Consider the following 18856-nt stretch of genomic DNA (forward strand, 5'->3'; position numbering starts at 1 on the left):
TTTATTTATTTTTTTTATCATTTTTAATGAATGTATCAGTCTTTTTATCGTACCCGTAAGGACAGTGTCTGCAGCCGCTTTTACAGCAATGACCTCTTTTCAGATGGAATTTTTCTGTAAAAACCTTGTATCCCTGTTCATTATAATAAAAGTCTTCACCTTCTTTGATGTCATAATGGGCCATAAGTTAAATGTAAGTCAAAAAACTTTTTATATTTGTTAGTATGATAATTGTATGCCAAAAGCCATTAAAAAAATTAAAAATTAACGGCATTGCTCTTTTTCCCTTTATCTTCATTAGGAAACCCGAAGATAAGGAAAATAATACACTTATTAATCACGAAAAGATCCATTTACGGCAACAGCTGGAGATGCTGGTCATATTTTTCTATATCTTTTACGTCATCGAATATTATTACTGGTTTTTCAAACTCAAAAACGGCTATAAAGCTTATATGAGAATCTCATTTGAAAGAGAAGCCTACGCGAATGAAAGCAACCTGAATTATTTACAGAAAAGAAAATTCTGGAATTTCAGGAAATATTTAAAAGATAAAAGATCTTGTCGTTAAACAATAATTATGCATTCGGATATCAACATCAATAGGGGCGGGCTTCAGCCAAAACCTGAAAATTTAAACACAAACATCTCAAACAATTGTACAAATAACACAAACATTTTGCACACCATTACAACCCAGCCATCTGTGAAAATCCGTGTCATCTGTAGTTAAAAAAAACAGCAAAGAATAATAGCAACACCACAAAAGCTCAATAATTAATCTTTTATTATTTTTGTATTCTATAAACCATGAGTAGTCCAAAAAACTAAAATGCTATTACAATTCCCTACAGAACCTATTCCTATTCAGGAAATCCCGATTCATAGAAATGTAAAACTCTTCATTAAGAGAGAAGACCTTATTCATCCTCAGATTTCAGGTAATAAATACTGGAAGCTGTTTTATAATGTCAATCGTTATCTGGAAAGCAATCCTGAAAAGCCTTATATCATTACATTTGGAGGCGCTTTTTCCAATCATATTGCTGCTGTTTCTGCAGTTGGAAACCTTGCGGGAATTCCCACGTTGGGAATCATCAGAGGAGAAGAATTACAGCACAAATGGAGGGATAATCCCACTTTACTTTTTGCCAAAAGAAACGGCATGAACCTGAAATTTGTCACCCGTGAAGAATATCGTCACAAAGAAAAACTTACAGAATTCCTGCAACAGGAGTTTCCGGAGGCCTTAGTAGTTCCGGAGGGAGGAACCAATAAAGAGGCTGTAGAAGGGGTGAAAATGATGCTCAATGAGCAAACCAAAGATTTTGACTATCTTTGCACCGCAGTTGGAACAGGAGGAACCATTGCCGGAATTTCAAAATTCTGTGAAGACAATCAGAAAGTTATAGGATGTAACGTTGTTGATGATGCTTCACTTGAAAATAAAATATTTGAATTAACTTTGAAACATAATTTTGATCTAATAGATTCATGTTTTGGAGGTTATGGTAAAATAAGTGATGAAAATATCCGTTTTATCAATGATTTCAAAGAGAAATACGATATTCCTCTGGAACCGATTTATACAGGAAAGATGATGCAGAGAGTTTTTGAACTGATAGAAGAAGAGTATTTTCCTGAAGACAGCAGAATATTGTGCTTTCATACTGGTGGATTACAGGGGATTGAGGGAGCTAATCTGCTTTTAGAAAAACAGAATAGAAATTTAATTATATAAGTAAAATTGAAAAACATGAAAAGACTTTTCCTATCCATAAGCCTTTTAGTTTTATCAAAATTTTCTGCCCAAAGCTGGGCAACCGAAGATCAGTACATTCAGAAATTTGCTAAATATGCAGTAGAGGAAATGGAAAAATATAAAATTCCGGCTTCTATTACTCTTGCTCAGGGACTTCTTGAAACAGGAGGCGGACAGAGCAGATTGGCACAGGAAGGTAAAAATCACTTCGGAATAAAATGTAAAGAAGACTGGACCGGTAAAACGATGAAACACACGGACGATGCTCCCAATGAATGCTTCCGGGTATATGACGATCCAAGACAGTCTTACGAAGATCATTCTATATTTTTGTCCACCAGAAAATACTACGCCAATCTTTTCAAGCTTGATATGAAAGATTACAGGGCATGGGCTACAGGATTAAAAAAAGCAGGATATGCAACCAATCCCCGTTATGCTTCCATCTTGATCACTAAAATTGAAAAGTATAAGTTATACGAATATGACAACACCAATTCTAATGAAGTGTTGTATGCTGTTCTTAAAATGTACCCGGATCTGAAAGATGACAGAACTTTCATGGCACAATTGGAGCCTTCAAAAGCTACAAAGAAAGCCAAAGAACCGGTGACTGTTGAAGTTCCTTATAAGCAGACTTCTTACGCACAACAGCAAAAAAGAGTGGAAAGAATCAAGACAAAAGCTGAGATTCTAAACTCTATTCTCATCAAAAGTCACCCGAATGACGGGTTGAAATATATTGTAATTCCTGAAGATACCGATATTAGATTCATTGCCAATAAATTCAAGGTCAGTGAAAGCCGTCTGATGAAGTGGAATGAACTGGACAATGAAACCTTGAAGAAAAATGATATTGTCTTTTTGGAGTCTAAAAACTCATCAGGAAATACAGCGACTTACAAAGCTATCTCTGGAGAGGATATGCATGATATCGCTCAGAAATTCGGAATCAAATTACATAAATTATATGCTAAAAACAGAATGGATGAAGGACAACAGCCATCTGCAGGACAGCTGATTTATCTGATTGATAAAAAACCAAGAAACTAATTTAATTTTTTGTTGAGAGTTTATTGTTGACATTTATGCCAACCAGCAACTGTCAACCAACGACAAATATATATGAAGTATCAAAGAAGTTCGGCTTTGTTTGATGAAGCCTACAAATACATTCCGGGAGGGGTAAACTCTCCGGTAAGAGCATTTAAATCAGTGGGAGGAGTTCCTGTATTCATGAAATCGGCAAAAGGTGCTTATCTTACTGATGCCGATGATAATACTTATATTGATTACATCAATTCATGGGGACCAGCTATTCTGGGACACACACATCCTGAAGTATTGGAAGAACTGAAAATCCAGGCTGAAAAAGGTTTCTCTTTCGGGGCTCCTACAGAACTGGAAACTGAAATTGCAAAATTCATTGTTGAAAACGTTCCGAATATCGATCAGATCAGAATGGTTTCTTCAGGAACAGAAGCATGTATGAGTGCTGTAAGACTGGCAAGAGGATATACCAAAAGAGATAAGATCGTAAAATTTGAAGGTTGTTACCATGGGCATTCAGATTCATTTCTGATCAAAGCGGGAAGCGGTGCTGCTACTTTTGGAAATCCAAATTCTCCGGGAGTAACAGAAGGTACTGCTAAAGATACTTTATTAGCCCGTTATAATGATTTTGAACAGGTTCAGGATTTATTCCGTCACAATCCGGGAGAAATTGCTGCGGTAATCATTGAGCCCGTTGCCGGAAATATGGGGTGTGTATTGCCAGAAAATAATTTCCTGCAGAATTTAAGACAAATCTGTGATGAAAACGGAGCTTTACTGATTTTTGATGAGGTAATGACCGGTTTCAGATTATCATTCGGAGGAGCGCAGGAACTTTTTGATGTAAAAGCTGACTTGGTAACTTATGGAAAAGTAATCGGTGGCGGATTGCCAGTAGGCGCTTTTGCCGGAAGAAACGAAATCATGGATCATCTGGCTCCAAAGGGAGGTGTATATCAGGCTGGAACATTAAGTGGAAATCCATTGGCCATGAGAGCTGGATTAAAAACACTTCAGCTAATTAAAAATGATCCTGAATTTTTTAACAGATTAAGCAAAACAACACAAACTTTGGATCTTGAAATCGGAAAGATTTTAAATGAAAAAGGAATTGCTCATAAGATCAACAGAAAAGGTTCAATGATGTCTGTATTCTTCCATACCAACAGAGTTTCTAACTTTGATGAGGCACAGGAAGCTAATCATTCATTGTTCAATAACTTCTTCCATCAGATGCTTCAGAATGGAGTATATCTGCCACCAAGCGGTTATGAAACGTACTTCATCAGTGATGCGATCAAAGAAAAAGAAATTGATATGACGCTGGAAGCTGTAAGAAAATTTGAATATTCTAATTTATAATAAAAAAATAGACTGCCTTTTAAGACAGTCTATTTTTTTTATATCTATAAGTTTATTAAGCAAAACCATAGCAGAATAAACACATCCATCGTCCTTCTTTATTTGCCTCATCGGCATCGAAAATATAAAGCCCTTTACTTTGTATATGTTCTCTTTGGCTAAGTTCATCTCCACCGGAAGCATCTGTAATATAGATGATGGTGCCATCCTGCTCTTTTCCATATAACGTATTCCCTTTTGCTGTAAGTTCTGCACGTGTTAATCTGGGAGGTAATAACCCATCAATGGTTAAAACTTCTTTTTTGGCAGTAACATCAAGAGTTGCTTTTGGAGTTTCGGTGTTGATCCCTGTTTGGGCAAATGCAATAGAAGTTGCACATACTGAAAGAATGCTAATGATTTTTTTCATATATTTTTTCAAAGGTAAATTTAAAATCCAGTCTCTTTTTTATTTATAAATTAATTAAAGAACAGCGTAACAGTACAGGCACATCCATCTTCCTTCTTTGTTGGAAGCTTCCGCATCAAAGATATAAAGTCCTTTACCATCAATATACTCTCTTTGGCTTTGTTGATCACCTCCGGAAGCATCATTAATGTATATTATGGCACCATCCTGTTCTGTTCCATATAACGTATTGCCTTTTTCTGTAAGTTCTGCACGCGTCAATCTTGGAGGTAATAAGCCTTCAATTGCTAAAGCATCATTTTTTGAGGTAACATCCAGGGTTGCTTTAGGATTATCAGTATTAATACCTATTTGAGCAAATACAATAGGTGCCATACCTATTAAAATCAAACTAATCAATTTTTTCATGTTTTTTTTTCTTACAAATATAAATTATACAAAAAAAAATAAAGTTCGTTTTTTATTACGTGAAATGTATTGAAGGGTGTGGTTTATGGTTTAAAAACATATGTATAAAAAGTTATTTTGGTGAGAACATAATTAATAATGTGTTATTATAGAGATTTTTATTACTATGGTAAAAAAGTATAAATTATACAGATTTTGTAATAAACTATACACTTTGATCAGAACACTTCTTTTTAATTTTGTCATAAATAGATTGGAAATGAAGACTTCAGACAATAATATGTCCCGTAAGGATTTTATCAGAAATTCAGCGTTGGCTATGGCAGGTTTAACTTTAATACCGAATATGATGACAGCATCCCCTTTTTTTAATGAGAAGAATATTTCAGCAAAAGGAAAGCTGAGCCTTAAAAATGTTCGTTTGGAAACTGGTTTTGAATATGATGAAGAAGAGGTTTCCGCCACAAAGACAGATCTGTTTTATATAGAAGTTGAAAACGGGAAAATTTCTAAAATAGCCCCTAACCAACCTAACGCAAAGGCTATCGATGCAAAAGGATTACTGATGCTTCCTGCATTTAAAGACATGCACATCCATTTGGATAAAACCTTTTATGGGGATAAATGGCAGGCGGTAAGAAAAAGAACAGGTGGGGTAAAAGGAATGATCGGACTGGAGCAGAAAATGCTTCCCGAAATGCTGAAAAACTCCACATTCAAGGCCGAGAAAATGATTGAATTATTACAATCAAAAGGAACCTCTTTTGCAAGAAGTCACGTGAATATTGAACCTACTTCAAAACTTCAGTCCTTAAAAAATCTTCAGAAAGCTTTAGACAATAAAAAGAAAAGTTTCGGAGCAGAATTAGTCGCTTTCCCACAACACGGAGTGTATTATACAGATTCTGTACCTTATCTGGAGGAGGCTGCTAAGATGGATATTGATTTTATCGGTGGAGTAGATCCATTCAACATAGATGGTGATATTGAGAAAGTAATAGACTTTACGGTTCAGTTGGCTTTAGACCATAAAAAAGGAATAGACATCCACCTTCATGAAACCGGAGACTCCGGATTAAAAACAGTGGAGTATCTTATTAAAAAAGTAAATGAAAATCCTTCTTTAAAAGGAAAAACCTATTTGAGCCATTGCTTTATATTGGCAAAATTAGAAGAAAAAAAGCAGGAGGAAATAGCTGAAAAATTGGCTGAAGCAAATATAGGAATCGTTTCCACTATTCCTTTCGGAAGAATGATCATGCCAATTCCGACATTGTATAAGCATAATGTAACAGTACTTACAGGAAATGACAGTATTGTAGATCACTGGAATACTTTCGGAACCGGAAGCGTCCTCCAGAAAGCCAATTTAATGGCTCAACTGTACGGATACTCAACGGAGTTTTTATTATCCAGAAGCTTAAAGCTTGCAACAGGAAATATTCTACCGTTAGATGATAAAGGAACTCAGCAATGGCCTAAAACCGGAGATAAGGCAGATTTCGTACTGCTGAATGCAAGTTGTTCTGCAGAAGCTGTATCTAGAATTTCAAATGTAGAATCCTTGGTACATCAGGGAAATGTAGTTTTTTAAATTGGATTTAAAATGAAGAAAATATTGGTATTTCTTTTAGCATTCGGAAGTCTGAGTGCCTGTCAGGAGAAATCTAGTGATTTTCCAAACGAAGAAATCATGCAGGAAAAAGACATAATTAGTCAGGTAAAGAATAATAATATTTCTGCCGTAAAATCTGCTCTTGAAAACGGAACGGATGTAAATACACGGGATAGAAAAGGACGGTCTTTACTGTTGATTGCAACATTAGAGAGACAAACAGAAATGGCAAAATTGTTGGTTTCCTATAAGGCTGATGTGAATCTTCAGGATGATCAGCTGGACAGTGCATTTTTATACGCCGGAGCAAGCGGACAGACGGAATTGGTTACCTTATACCTGGAAAATGGAGCACGCTTTGACCTGTTCAACCGTTATAACGGAACCGCTTTGATACCGGCCTGCGAACGTGGCCATGTAGAAACCGTGAAAGTATTGGTTAAAACAAAAGGTTTCCCCATCAATCATGTGAACAAATTAGGGTGGACCGCTTTAATGGAAGCGGTAATTCTTGGAAATGGAACTCAGAAATATCAGGAAATTGTGCAAATATTGAAAGATAACGGAGCCAATCTCACGATTCCCGATCATGCAGGCAAAACGCCTTTACAACATGCCGAATCATTAGGGTTTAAAGAAATCGCTCTGATCCTGAAATCATAAAAAGCAATATTTACAGATTATAAAATCAACTGTATTAAATTTTATCGGAGATAAAATCTTTGCGCTTTAAATACAGTATAATTAGTTAAATCTTAGTGCCGTTGCGATTTCCAATATAAGAAAATTAATAAAACTCAGATATATAATTTAGTTGGTGTTTTAGCCACAGAAGACCCATTTGTTTCTTTTGTGGCTATTTTAATTTTTTCTCCCGTAAATTTTATTAATTTTAGAAGAAATTCAGGTAGCGTGAGTTATCATACAGATCATTTTCCCATTTTAGGAATTCAGGAGTTTAGTGAGGATCAGCTTAGCGGCTGCCATTTGCTGTTTAATGAACTTTACGGAGCACGCTCCATTGATGATCCCCATAAACATGATTTTTTTATCATCAATCTTTTTGAGCATGGAGTAGGTTCGCACACCATAGATTTTACAGAACATCAGGTAAAGGATTATCAGATTCATCTTGTTTTTCCCGATCAGGTACATCAATGGGTGATTGAAAAAGAAACAGTAGGGTATCAGCTGATGATCAGCAGAGATTGGTTTGAAAGCTTTTTGCCCTCACTGAGGTTTTCAGCTTCTTATTATCAGAATCATCCTGTTATTAATCTTACCCAGGATGTTTTTAAAACATTCCTGTATGAATTTCAGGCAATTCAGAAAGAACTGAATGGTGAAAAGGTATTTTGGGAACTGATCCAGAAGAGAAGTGAGCTGATCGGTTTATTGGTCAGCCAATCTGTAGAAGGAGCTTTTAAGGATTTTGAAGTTTATAATTCAAACCCTATTATTTCTAAATTTTTACACCTGATTGATGAACACTTCAAAACTGAAAGATCTGTTTCCTTTTATGCCGATAAGTTGAATATCTCAGCGAATTACCTGAATATTGTCTGTAAAAAGAATCTCAATACTTCCGCATCATCCCTTATTCAGGACCGTATTTTACTGGAAGCAAAACGTCTTTTGAAAGTTTCGGAAATGTCTGTGAAAGATATTGTATATGATCTGGGTTTTTATGATCATGCCAGCTTTTCAAAATTCTTTAAAGTGCAGACGGGAATGACGCCCTCTCAGTTCAAGGAATAATTTATACAAAACAAGACATAATTGATACACCGGTTTTGATCAGAAGCTGGTGTAATTTTGTAGGGTTAAAATATTAAATCATGCAATTTCCCTATCAACTAACTGCAAAAGGAAACTACTCCCTTAAAAATGTACGTCTGGAAACAGGTTTTGAATACGAAAATGATGAGGTGACCGGAACAAAGACAGACCTTTTCAGTATAGAAATTGAAGACGGAAAAATTAAATCGGTAAAGACTAATGATCCTGCTTCTGATTCTATTGATGCTAAAGGATATCTGATGCTTCCTGCTTTCAGAGATATGCATATCCACCTTGATAAAACATGGTATGGTCTTCCGTGGCAGGCATTATCTCCAAAAAGGAAAAGCGTAAAGGATATGATAACCTATGAACAGGAAATCATTCCGGAACTGTTAAAAACTTCAGTAGAGAGAGCAGAACAGTTAATCAGTCTGTTGCAGCATTATGGAACTCATTTTGCAAGAACACACTTCAATATTGATCCTACTTCAGGGTTAAAATCACTGGAGAATCTGGAACAGGCACTTCAAAATAAAAAAGACTCTTTTAATGCAGAACTTGTAGCTTTCCCGCAACACGGAGTGTATTATACAGAATCAGCTCCTTTGATGAAAGAAGCTGCAAAATTAGAAAGCGTTGCTTTTATAGGAGGATTAGACCCATTAAGTATTGACGGAAGCATTGAAAAAGTAATGGACTTCACCGTACAGCTGGCACTGGATCACAACAAAGGAATTGATATTCACCTGCATGAAATAGGAGAGTCCGGAATGAAGACAATTAATTACCTGATTGATAAAGCTATAGAAAATCCCGCGCTTCAAGGAAAAACTTTTGTAAGTCACGCTTTTGCATTGGCTCATCTATCTCCAAAAGAAGCAGAAGAGATCTCTGAAAGACTGGCTGCCGGAAAAGTGGGAATAGCTTCCTCTGTACCATTTAAAAAGACAATAATGCCAATCCCGACTTTGAAAAAACACGGAGTAAATGTTTTGATTGGAAATGATAACGTACAGGATTTCTGGAGTACTTTCGGATCAGGAAGTATGTTACAGAAAGCGAATCTGATTGCTGAACTCTATGGCTATGCAACTGAATTTGCGCTCTCAAGAGCATTACAGTTCGCTACTCAAAGTATTCTTCCTTTGGACGAGAAAGGAAAGCAACAGTGGCCTAAAGCCGGTGATAATGCAGCTGTTGTTTTAGCAGATGCCTCATGTTCAGCAGAAGCCGTTTCCAGAATGTCTAAAATAGAAGCCCTGATGCATGACGGGACTCTGTTCTGGAGAAGTTAAATGATAATGTATATATTTTTTATACACTTGTTTTTTGTGAATCAGCTGTCGGAGATTTTCCGATGGCTGTTTTTTTATTGATATAAAAGTAAAAAGTATCATAACTAAACAACCATTATCCACACGGATATCAGCATCAATAGGGAGGGGCTTTAGTCCAGCCAAATAAATATAAAGTATTCCATTGGCTTTAGCCAAAACCTAAGATCAGAAGATTAATAAACTAATCAAAAACATTATTTTATGTTCACAAAAAGATAAGGTCTATATTTTAAATGTGAACATGTCGTAATATTGAAAAATCCTGTAATCGTTATTTTCACATAATTACGTTAAAAAAAGCCTTCGGAAAAACTTCCGAAGGCTTTTTATGAATAAAATCTAACTACTATATTATTTTATAAATTGAAGTTTGTCCATCCCGCATACCAAGTATCGCTAAGGTCTGCTACAGCGCCTTTGTAAGCTACTTTTTGGAACCAGTTACTTACTTTAGTATTAGTAAATTTAGCTCCGGCCAATAGTGGAGATCCTGAAGCAGGAGCAAAGTTCGGAGTAGTTCCGCCAGGAGCCCATGCGTTAGTAAGCTTTACATCAGCTGTAGAACCTAAGATCGAATTTCCACCATTATTAAACCACGTTGTAAGAAGTTCAATTGAATAAGTGGTAGGAGAAGAAGGTCCGAATTTCAGAGGAGTTGTATTTCCTGCTAAAACATTGTTTTCAAAGAATAATCTATTTCCTGTAATATTAAGATCTGTTGCAGTTCCTTTGGTGGCATCAATAAATAAACCAACCGGGAATCCTGTAAATACAGAGTTGAATACTGAAATAGATGAGTTTCTTCTGATCTGTAATGCATTTTGGAATAAAGCATTGATTTGATCAGGGGCAGCAGAGTTGATTGGCCCGATAATCGTCATGTTAGAGAATGTAGCAGACGTCTGAGGTGCAGTTACAGAACCATTAGCATCATTATCAGATTCAAATGCGTTAGATCCTGAAACGTCAGCTACCTGGGAATCCCTTACGGCAATACCGAACTGTACATTTCCTGAATAGCCGTTATCAGTATCGAAATCATCATCAAGACCTTTGTAAGCAATAAGGTGAGAACAGTTTACCGTTCCTCCGAACCATTCGAAACTGTCATCATTAGCATAAGCAACCTCCACATAATCTACAAGAGTTCCGTTACCTACCCCTCCGAATGTGATCCCATTGATCTCTTTATCTGGTAAGAATGCATACCCTGCATATTCTACTCTTACATATTGTAATACGCCACTGTTGTCAGCAGCATTATTTCCTCCGTAAAGTCCAAGGCCATCAGCATCATTGATACCTCCTTCCATTTCTCCAACACCGTTTTGTCCTTTAAATGTAGCATTGGTAGGTGCATTTCCTAAGATAACAAGACCTGCCCAGTCACCTCTTTTTGGACTAGGTTTTTCTGAAGTAAAGATAATTGGATTGGTAGCCGTTCCTTTAGCCATGATTTTACTTCCTCTCGTAATGATTAAAGCTCCGTTTTTATCAGCTTCACCTACGATTTTTGTACCAGGTTCGATTGTTAAAGTCGCTCCCTTAGTTACATATACTAAACCTCTTAGTTTATAAATTTTATTAGCCTTAAGAGTAAGATCAGAAGTGATTTTTCCTGTAAGAATTAGGTTTTCAGAATCTCCTCCGTTTCCGTTACCTCCATTTTGAACGATGGTTGGTCCATCTTCTTCTATATTTCTACATGCAGTAGTTGACACTAAAGCACCAAGCATTAAAGAATATAAAACGAACTTTTTCATATTGTAAGAATTAAATTATTTTTATTAGATTATTTTGAATGAATTATTAAAAGCTGTACCCTAGTGTTAAACTGAAGTTGGTACCTGTTAATCGATCTATGGCAAGAGCGTCAGTAGTATCATACTTTTTGTTATTGTTCAGATCATGATAGAATTTAGCACGACGGTTCAGGATATCAGAAACGTTTAGCTTGATTTCTCCTTTTTTGTTCCAGATCTTCTTAGCAACCTGGAAGTCTAAAAGTGGTCTCGGAGCTTCCCAGATTGGCGGAACCTGATCGTTTCCTACATAAAGGATTCTTCTTCCGATCATGTTGAATAGTACAGTAGAAGACCATCCTGACTTCTCAGCATCATACTGAAGACTTAAGTTGATGGTGTAAGGAGACTGTCCCTGCATGGGTCTGTCAATTCTGGTAGCCTCATCTGTTACTTTGTTTTTAATATAAGCGAAGTTACCACCCAACGTGAAGTCTTTAAGAGTGCTTACAAAATCCAGTTTTTTTCTGAATTCCAATTCAACTCCGTAAGCATCAGCCTTGTCTACATTCAGATAGTTGAAGGTATTACTTGTTCCTACCCCCGATTGGTTGAAGTACAATTCAATCGGTTTTTTGAAGTTTTTATAGAAAGCTGCCACGGAAAGGATCTCTCCATTTCTTGGATAGAATTCCCAACGTAGGTCGGCACTTGTAATTTTAGTTCTTTCAATATCCTTGCTTCCGATTACAGTAGCTCCCAGATCAAAATCATAATAAGCTAAAGGAGAAACCTCTCTGAACTCAGGTCTTACCACAGTCTGTGAACCGGCAAGACGGATATTCATTTTAGGATTCACTTTGAAAGTTAAGTTAAGCGCTGGTAAGAAATCTGTAACACGTGTATTTACAAAACGGTCATCGCTTCTTTTGGTACTACCTACCAGCTGATCAAAGTTTTCAACTCTTAATCCCCAAACAGCTCTTAACCAAGGTGTAAAGTTGTTGTCAAACTGTAGATATCCTGCGTTAAGGATGGTGTTGGCAATATATCGGTATTGGTTTCCGGCAATTTCATCAAATGTAAATCTACCGTCAGTTCCGAAGTTTTCAGAATTAAAGATCGTCTCAAAAGGTTGGGAAAGTAATCCCTGGTTGTATTTTTCAAGCCTTACAGAGAATGGCCTTGAGTTATAGATTCTGTCTTTTACCTGGAATAAATATCCTCCCTTAATGGTTTGCTTCTGACCGAATAAAGTAAATGATTTAGAGACATCACCCCCTGCATTATACAGGTAATCACTCAATGTAGAATAGAAAACACTTCCTGATTTCTGGGAAAGACCATTCGAGATCAAGGCCAGGTAAGGACTTCCATCCATATTCGTGTATTGGTTATACTGCAAACGCTGTAGCAAAGGAATATACTGATCCAGAATCCCGAAGCTTCCGTACCAGTTTACGGTAAGACCACCAAGAGCATCTATTTTGTGAGTTCCGGTAAGAGTTGAATTATAGAAAATAGTTTCTTTAAATCCAATTTCCCTTGCCTGGATATTGGTTCCGTTGATAGGATCAAATTCAAAATCTTTTCCTGATCTGAAAGACATGTGGTTCACCGCATTATTGGTGATGATGTTCTTTAAAGTAATTTTATTGTTGCTGTTAAACTTCAGCGCTAGATTCAACATCCCGCCAAGAATAACATCGTTGGTATATTTTTCAGTATAGTAATCGAAGTTTGTATTTGCAATTTCGTCGTTGATGGTGAAGAAACGGTTGTTGGTTACAGTTCTTCTTTTATTGTTACTGTAGTTTAAAACTGCAATAACCCCTAAGTCTTTTCCGAAAACCTTTGTATTGAAACCTCCATCTAATTGTAAACTTACGTTTTCAGGATAACCTATCGTATTGTATCCTAGATTTTTAGTAAATCCTTTACCAATATCTGTTTTTTGACCTTCACTCAGAATACTGAACGCATTCTTTGCAGGCATATTGGTAGGTAATTTTCTGTAACCATCATCAATTCCTACAAAGTCCCATTTTCCTCCTTTCTGCATAAAGAACTCATGGTTCATGGTAATGTTGTTACCTCCCACACCCACTTGTGCATTGAAGAAGTCTTTATTAGGAATGTCTTTAGTGTTTACCTGAATCAGTCCGCCTCCCCATTCACCGGTATATTCAGGAATAAAGGTTTTATTGATAACAAGGGTTTCGATAACATTGGCAGGGAAAAGGTCAAAAGAGAAAGTCTTTCTGTCCGGTTCCGTACTGGATAGCTGAATCCCGTTTAGCATGGCCTGGTTATAACGGTCAGATAATCCTCTTACGACTATATATTTTCCATCAAATAAACTTACCCCTGAAACTCTTTTCAGAACTTCACCGGTGTTTCTGTCCGGACTTCTTTTAATTGCTTCAATACCAATAACCTGAGAAACTACACCTGCGTTTTTCTGTAATCCGATGGTAGAGGCAATCGTTTCTTTTCTTGCATTAGATTTAATGACAACCCCCTCAATTTCTTTCTCTTTAGCAGTTGGTTTTTCCAAAACAATATCAAGATGAGTGTTTCCGTCATTTTTTACGATAACTTCACTGATCTCCTTTTTATTGTACCCGTTAGAGCTCACCGTTATTATATAGTTGGCACCAGGGGATAAATTGATAGAATAGTATCCGGAAAGGTCTGTGACTACTTCCTGGTCATTAACCTTTACTTTTACACCTTCTATAGGAGTGTTGTCCTTCTCATCCAATACCCTACCTTCAAGAATTTGGCTCTGTGCAAAAGCATAGCCAGCAGAAAACAAGGCAAGTAGCATAATGCTCTTGTGGAGTTGTTTTTTCATTTTACTTCTTTTACTTCTTTTTCAAGGGCAAAATAAAGGCTAAGTTTTTAGGAAAAGTTTAGGATAATCTTAATTAATTGTGAAGTTTGTATTAATGAATTATAAGTTGTTTATGTTATTGATCTTTGTTTTTTTAATGGTTTTATTTTATTTGTTTTATAGAAAATGTTTCGTATATTTGATTTTAATTCATTTATTTATTCTTTTTATTATTGATTTTTTAATTGCTGTGAAAATATTCGCTTTTTAATAATTAGTTAACATTGGGAGGATAGATGAAATCAATGAAAATAGTTACTTTTGTGGGAATTCTTAAACTAGAAGATGAGCAAAAAAATTCTTTTAATAGACGACGAACTGGACATTTTAGAGATTCTGTCTTACAACCTGGAAAAGGAAGGATATGAAATCCATACTGCTACCAATGGTAATGAGGGAATAGAAAAAGCAAAGGAAATAATTCCTGATCTTATTCTACTGGATGTAATGATGCCAGAAAAAGATGGTATTGAAACTTGTCAGGAACTTCGTAAAGTGAAAGAACTCCAAAAGACACTTATTGTTTTCCTTTCCGCAAGAAGCGAAGAGTTTTCCCAGTTAGCAGGCTTCCAGGCAGGCGCTAATGATTACGTTGTAAAACTGATCAAACCGAAAATTCTTATCTCTAAAGTAAACGCTTTATTACAATTGACTTCGCAGGTTTCTGACAACGCCAAGCTGATTGAGATCGGTGATCTTGTTATTGATAAAGATAATTTCAGAGTTTCTAAAAGTGGACAGCAGTTTCTTCTTCCTAAAAAAGAATTTGATCTACTGTATCTTTTGGCTTCCAACACTGAAAAAGTTTTCAAAAGAGAAGAAATTCTTGAAAAAGTTTGGGGTAATGATGTTATTGTAGGAGAAAGAACCATTGATGTTCACATCAGAAGACTGAGAGAAAAACTGGGCATCAATACCATTCAGACTTTAAAAGGAATTGGATATAAACTGATCGTTTAATCCTTTAAAAACCTTATCTTTACGTTCAATCCTTAAAACTTTGTAAAATTGAAATTTTACAGGCTTACGCTCGTTGCCTCCTGTCTGCTGACATTGGTAATGCTTTTTCTGGTGGTCGTTTTCGATTCACTTAAAGATATCTATTATGAGACCCCTTTATTCAAAACGGGTCTTTTAATCTGTGTAGTTCTTATCTTTATTATCAACTGTGTGGTATTGGAACTTCTTTTCAACTATTACGGAAGAAAACAGGTAAAAGGACTTTCCGGAATCCTACCACAGGAAATGGTTCATGATAACGATGAGAATATTACCATCAAAGAATTGGGAGAAAGATTTTCAGATCTCAATCAGCAGAGAGCCACAGAAATAGATATGATGAAAGAAATGGAAAGCTACCGTAAAGAATATATCGGTAATGTTTCCCATGAACTTAAAACTCCTTTATTTTCCATTCAGGGCTATGTGGAAACCTTAAGAGACGGTGGTGTAGATAATCTGACCATTCGTGATAAATATCTTGAAAGGATTGATAAGTCTGTAGAAAGACTGATTGCCATCGTTACAGACCTTGATATGATCAACAGGCTTGAAGCAGGGGAGATTAATCTTACCGTTTCAAAATTTGATGTTAACCTTCTGATCAAGGAGATTTTTGATCTTCTTGACCTTGAAGCCGAAAAACGGAATACCACATTACAGATCCAGACCCTGCATCCACAGATTTTTGTAGAAGCAGATAAACAGAAAATTTCTCAGGTCTTTATCAATCTGATATCAAATGCAATTCACTATGCCAACAGACAGGAAGCAAAAGTGATCGTTAAAACGAGCGTTTTAAAGAATAAAGTACTTATTGAAGTGATCGATAACGGGATGGGAATCAAATCTGAAATTCTTCCAAGAATCTTCGAACGTTTCTATCGTGTAGAAACCAGCCGAAGCCGAAGAGAAGGTGGTTCCGGATTAGGACTTGCCATTGTAAAGCACATCCTTGAGGCTCACAATGAAAACATTACTGTAGAAAGTGTTTACCTCGAAGGAACGAAATTCAGTTTTATGCTTGAAAAAAGTAAATAATTCCGTCAAAATGTAAGGAAAAAAAATATTTTAAAAAATCCTGAAATATTTTTTTGTCACATGTCATTTATTATATATTTGCACCAGAGATTTATCATAATTATAAAGGCAAAAAAGTAATTTAAGAAACTGATATGGTTTACAAAATCCGCGTAATATTAGATGCGAAAGAGGATATTTTCCGTGATATTGAAGTTAAGGGAAAACAAACGTTATGGAACTTACATTTAGGAATTAAAAGTGCATTCAGTCTGCAGGGAGAAGAACTTTCTACTTTTAATCTGTTAGAAGAAGACGGAACGATCGTAAAAGGTGTCCCATTGGAAGATATGAGCGATGATGGTGATGGTGAGATTATGTCAGACGTATACATTGATGAAGCTTTTGAAAACAAAGGGGATAAAGCACAATTCCAGTATGGGCTTCTTGATCTTTGGGAATTCTTCTGTGAGCTTATAGAAATCATTGATGAGACAAAAGGAGTAAACTACCCGATTACGGTATACAGATTTGGAAATGTTCCATTAAAAGCTCCTAGTAAAAATGGAAATGGAGGAGGTTCCAGAAAGAAATCAGCAATGCCTTTGGCAGACGATGAGTTTGGTTTCGAAGATGACTTCGGAGGCGGCGGAAATTTTGCCGATGAAGACGACAGCTACGATGATGAGGAGGAAGAAGACTACAACGATGACATCTTTGATGACGAAGATGATAACGATGACGAAAGATAAGATGTAGACATAGAAATATTGCCCCGGATTAAACAATCCGGGGCTTTTTTATAGAAATAAAAGAAATTTATAACATTTCATTTTTAAAGAATTACAGATCATACAGAAAGTTTGAAGTTGATTCCTCACCTTCTCTCTAAAAATAATTTAGAACAGATTAAAAACTTTGCGTGAAATTTCAACCATTAATGGGACAGCTTTATTTCCCAACCTCTATAATCATATTCAGATAAAGGAAAATTTACCATAAGTCAACTGCTTTTTAATCTGTATTATTTCAAAAGGACGTCCGTAATTTTCCCTTTTAGCCCCTTTCCCTGAAAAACAATCCTTACTTTTGTTAAAAATAGATTAATGAAGAAATTAATTTTATTAGCTGTAATTGGTCTGGGAATTGTTTCCTGTACCACTCAAAAAAATACTGGGAAGATGACAGAACTGCCAAAAGAATGGAAACATACTACAAATATCTACGAAGTAAATATCAGACAATATACTCAGGAAGGGACTTTTAAAGCATTTGCAAAAGAAATGCCCCGACTGAAAGCGATGGGAGTAAGAACTCTCTGGTTTATGCCCATTACCCCGATTGCTCAGCAAAATAAAAAAGGAAGCTTGGGAAGCCCTTATGCAGCAGCAGATTACACCTCCATCAATCCGGAATTCGGGACAATGGAAGATTTCAAAGCTATAGTGAATGAAGCGCACAGACTGGGATTCAAAGTGATCATTGACTGGGTAGCCAATCACACAGGCTGGGATCATGTATGGACGAAGACTCACCCTGAATTTTATCTGAAAGATTCCGATGGGAAATTCCATATTGCTTCCGGAATGGATGATATCATTGAACTGGATTATAAAAATCAGGAAATGCGTCAGGCTATGATTGATGCCATGAAATTCTGGGTAACGGAAACGGATATCGACGGTTTCAGATGCGATCTGGCTTCATGGGTGGAAGTAGATTTCTGGCAACAGGCACGTCCGGAAGTAGAGAAAGTAAAACCTCTTTTCTGGCTGGGAGAATTTGATGAATTGGAAAGTCCTGAGTATGGAAAAGTTTTTGATGCAAGCTATTCCTGGAAATGGATGCACAAATCTGCAGATTACTACAAAAAAAACGAGCCGCTTCAGGAGCTGAAGGATTTATTGGTGCAATATTCCAATATCGGAGATAACTCAATGAGAGCCTGGTTTACGGCTAATCATGATGAAAATTCGTGGAACGGGACAGAATATGAAAAATATGCAGTAATTGCAAAACCGATGGCTGTATTTTCAGCTACATGGAACGGAGTTCCGTTATTATATTCAGGTCAGGAACTTCCCAATATAAAAAGACTTGAGTTTTTTGAGAAAGATCCGATTAAATGGACTAAGACTTATCAGGTTGCTGATTTTTATAAAACATTATTGGATTTAAAAGCTTTCAACCCTGCTTTGAGAGGAGGAGATCCGAATGTGAGCACTTATCTCCTGAATACAACGGCTAATGACAAAATATTAGCATACGTAAGAAAAAATGGAAAAGATGAAGTACTGGTTGTTTTAAACATGTCGAAAGAACCTGTCAACTTTACCATTGAAGATGGAAATATTTCAGGAACATTCAGAAGCGTATTCGAAAAAACAAAAAGGAATTTCGATGAAGGAAAAGACTTCAGTTTTAAAGTTTCAGACTATGCCGTATTTGAAAAGTAACCATTTATGTTACT

Annotated in this window: 17 protein-coding genes; 12 read left to right on the forward strand and 5 right to left on the reverse strand. The window is 36.2% G+C overall.

Annotated elements, in window-relative coordinates:
* Position 1: 1 nt before the first annotated feature.
* A complete protein-coding gene (locus tag WH267_RS21915; protein ID WP_034745671.1) occupies positions 2 to 184 on the reverse strand; it encodes a DUF5522 domain-containing protein in 183 nt (60 codons plus the stop codon).
* Positions 185 to 224: 40 nt separating this feature from the next.
* Here WH267_RS21915 and WH267_RS21920 point away from each other — a divergent pair, with 40 nt between their 5' ends.
* The 4 genes from WH267_RS21920 (at position 225) to hemL (ending at position 4178) form a co-directional block, all read left to right on the forward strand.
* Positions 225 to 572 carry a hypothetical protein gene (locus WH267_RS21920; protein ID WP_340010997.1) on the forward strand — a complete coding sequence of 116 codons (348 nt, stop codon included), beginning with the start codon at positions 225 to 227 and terminating at the stop codon, positions 570 to 572.
* 261 nt (positions 573 to 833) lie between these two features.
* Positions 834 to 1742: a 1-aminocyclopropane-1-carboxylate deaminase/D-cysteine desulfhydrase gene (locus tag WH267_RS21925; RefSeq protein ID WP_340010998.1), complete on the forward strand. Its 909-nt coding sequence runs from the start codon at positions 834 to 836 to the stop codon at positions 1740 to 1742.
* Between the two features lie 15 nt (positions 1743 to 1757).
* Entirely contained in the window at positions 1758 to 2816 is a 1059-nt protein-coding gene (locus tag WH267_RS21930; RefSeq protein ID WP_115969501.1) for a glucosaminidase domain-containing protein, read from the forward strand.
* 72 nt (positions 2817 to 2888) lie between these two features.
* A complete protein-coding gene (gene hemL / locus WH267_RS21935; RefSeq protein ID WP_340010999.1) occupies positions 2889 to 4178 on the forward strand; it encodes a glutamate-1-semialdehyde 2,1-aminomutase in 1290 nt (429 codons plus the stop codon).
* 55 nt (positions 4179 to 4233) lie between these two features.
* Here hemL and WH267_RS21940 read toward each other — a convergent pair whose 3' ends face one another.
* Positions 4234 to 4587 (reverse strand): hypothetical protein, encoded by a 354-nt coding sequence (locus WH267_RS21940; protein ID WP_123318208.1) that lies wholly within the window; start codon positions 4585 to 4587, stop codon positions 4234 to 4236.
* A gap of 54 nt (positions 4588 to 4641) precedes the next feature.
* Positions 4642 to 4995 (reverse strand): hypothetical protein, encoded by a 354-nt coding sequence (locus WH267_RS21945; protein ID WP_340011000.1) that lies wholly within the window; start codon positions 4993 to 4995, stop codon positions 4642 to 4644.
* 259 nt (positions 4996 to 5254) lie between these two features.
* Here WH267_RS21945 and WH267_RS21950 point away from each other — a divergent pair, with 259 nt between their 5' ends.
* The 4 genes from WH267_RS21950 (at position 5255) to WH267_RS21965 (ending at position 9687) form a co-directional block, all read left to right on the forward strand.
* A complete protein-coding gene (locus tag WH267_RS21950; RefSeq protein WP_340011001.1) occupies positions 5255 to 6589 on the forward strand; it encodes an amidohydrolase in 1335 nt (444 codons plus the stop codon).
* Between the two features lie 12 nt (positions 6590 to 6601).
* Complete coding sequence (locus tag WH267_RS21955) at positions 6602 to 7273, forward strand: ankyrin repeat domain-containing protein (RefSeq protein ID WP_340011002.1); 672 nt, start codon at positions 6602 to 6604, stop codon at positions 7271 to 7273.
* A gap of 249 nt (positions 7274 to 7522) precedes the next feature.
* Complete coding sequence (locus WH267_RS21960) at positions 7523 to 8368, forward strand: helix-turn-helix transcriptional regulator (protein WP_340011003.1); 846 nt, start codon at positions 7523 to 7525, stop codon at positions 8366 to 8368.
* Between the two features lie 80 nt (positions 8369 to 8448).
* Entirely contained in the window at positions 8449 to 9687 is a 1239-nt protein-coding gene (locus tag WH267_RS21965) for an amidohydrolase (RefSeq protein ID WP_340011004.1), read from the forward strand.
* Between the two features lie 398 nt (positions 9688 to 10085).
* Here the strand turns inward: WH267_RS21965 and WH267_RS21970 are convergent, their stop codons facing one another.
* Together WH267_RS21970 and WH267_RS21975 are read right to left on the reverse strand one after the other, a co-directional pair.
* Positions 10086 to 11492, reverse strand: coding sequence for a hypothetical protein (locus tag WH267_RS21970; RefSeq protein WP_340011005.1), 1407 nt, complete (start codon positions 11490 to 11492; stop codon positions 10086 to 10088).
* Positions 11493 to 11538: 46 nt separating this feature from the next.
* Positions 11539 to 14328: a TonB-dependent receptor domain-containing protein gene (locus WH267_RS21975; RefSeq protein WP_340011006.1), complete on the reverse strand. Its 2790-nt coding sequence runs from the start codon at positions 14326 to 14328 to the stop codon at positions 11539 to 11541.
* A 324-nt stretch (positions 14329 to 14652) separates the two neighbouring features.
* Here WH267_RS21975 and WH267_RS21980 point away from each other — a divergent pair, with 324 nt between their 5' ends.
* The 4 genes from WH267_RS21980 to WH267_RS21995 all read left to right on the forward strand — a co-directional run bounded on the left by WH267_RS21980 (position 14653) and on the right by WH267_RS21995 (position 18842).
* Entirely contained in the window at positions 14653 to 15327 is a 675-nt protein-coding gene (locus WH267_RS21980) for a response regulator transcription factor (protein ID WP_115969519.1), read from the forward strand.
* A 48-nt stretch (positions 15328 to 15375) separates the two neighbouring features.
* Positions 15376 to 16407 carry a sensor histidine kinase gene (locus tag WH267_RS21985; protein ID WP_340011007.1) on the forward strand — a complete coding sequence of 344 codons (1032 nt, stop codon included), beginning with the start codon at positions 15376 to 15378 and terminating at the stop codon, positions 16405 to 16407.
* Positions 16408 to 16541: 134 nt separating this feature from the next.
* On the forward strand, positions 16542 to 17138 hold the full coding sequence (locus WH267_RS21990; protein WP_340011008.1) for an IS1096 element passenger TnpR family protein: 597 nt from the start codon (positions 16542 to 16544) through the stop codon (positions 17136 to 17138).
* Positions 17139 to 17492: 354 nt separating this feature from the next.
* Positions 17493 to 18842, forward strand: coding sequence for an alpha-amylase family glycosyl hydrolase (locus WH267_RS21995; RefSeq protein WP_340011010.1), 1350 nt, complete (start codon positions 17493 to 17495; stop codon positions 18840 to 18842).
* Positions 18843 to 18856 lie beyond the last annotated feature (14 nt).

The organism is Chryseobacterium sp. MYb328, assembly GCF_037572595.1.
GTDB lineage: Bacteria > Bacteroidota > Bacteroidia > Flavobacteriales > Weeksellaceae > Chryseobacterium > Chryseobacterium pennae.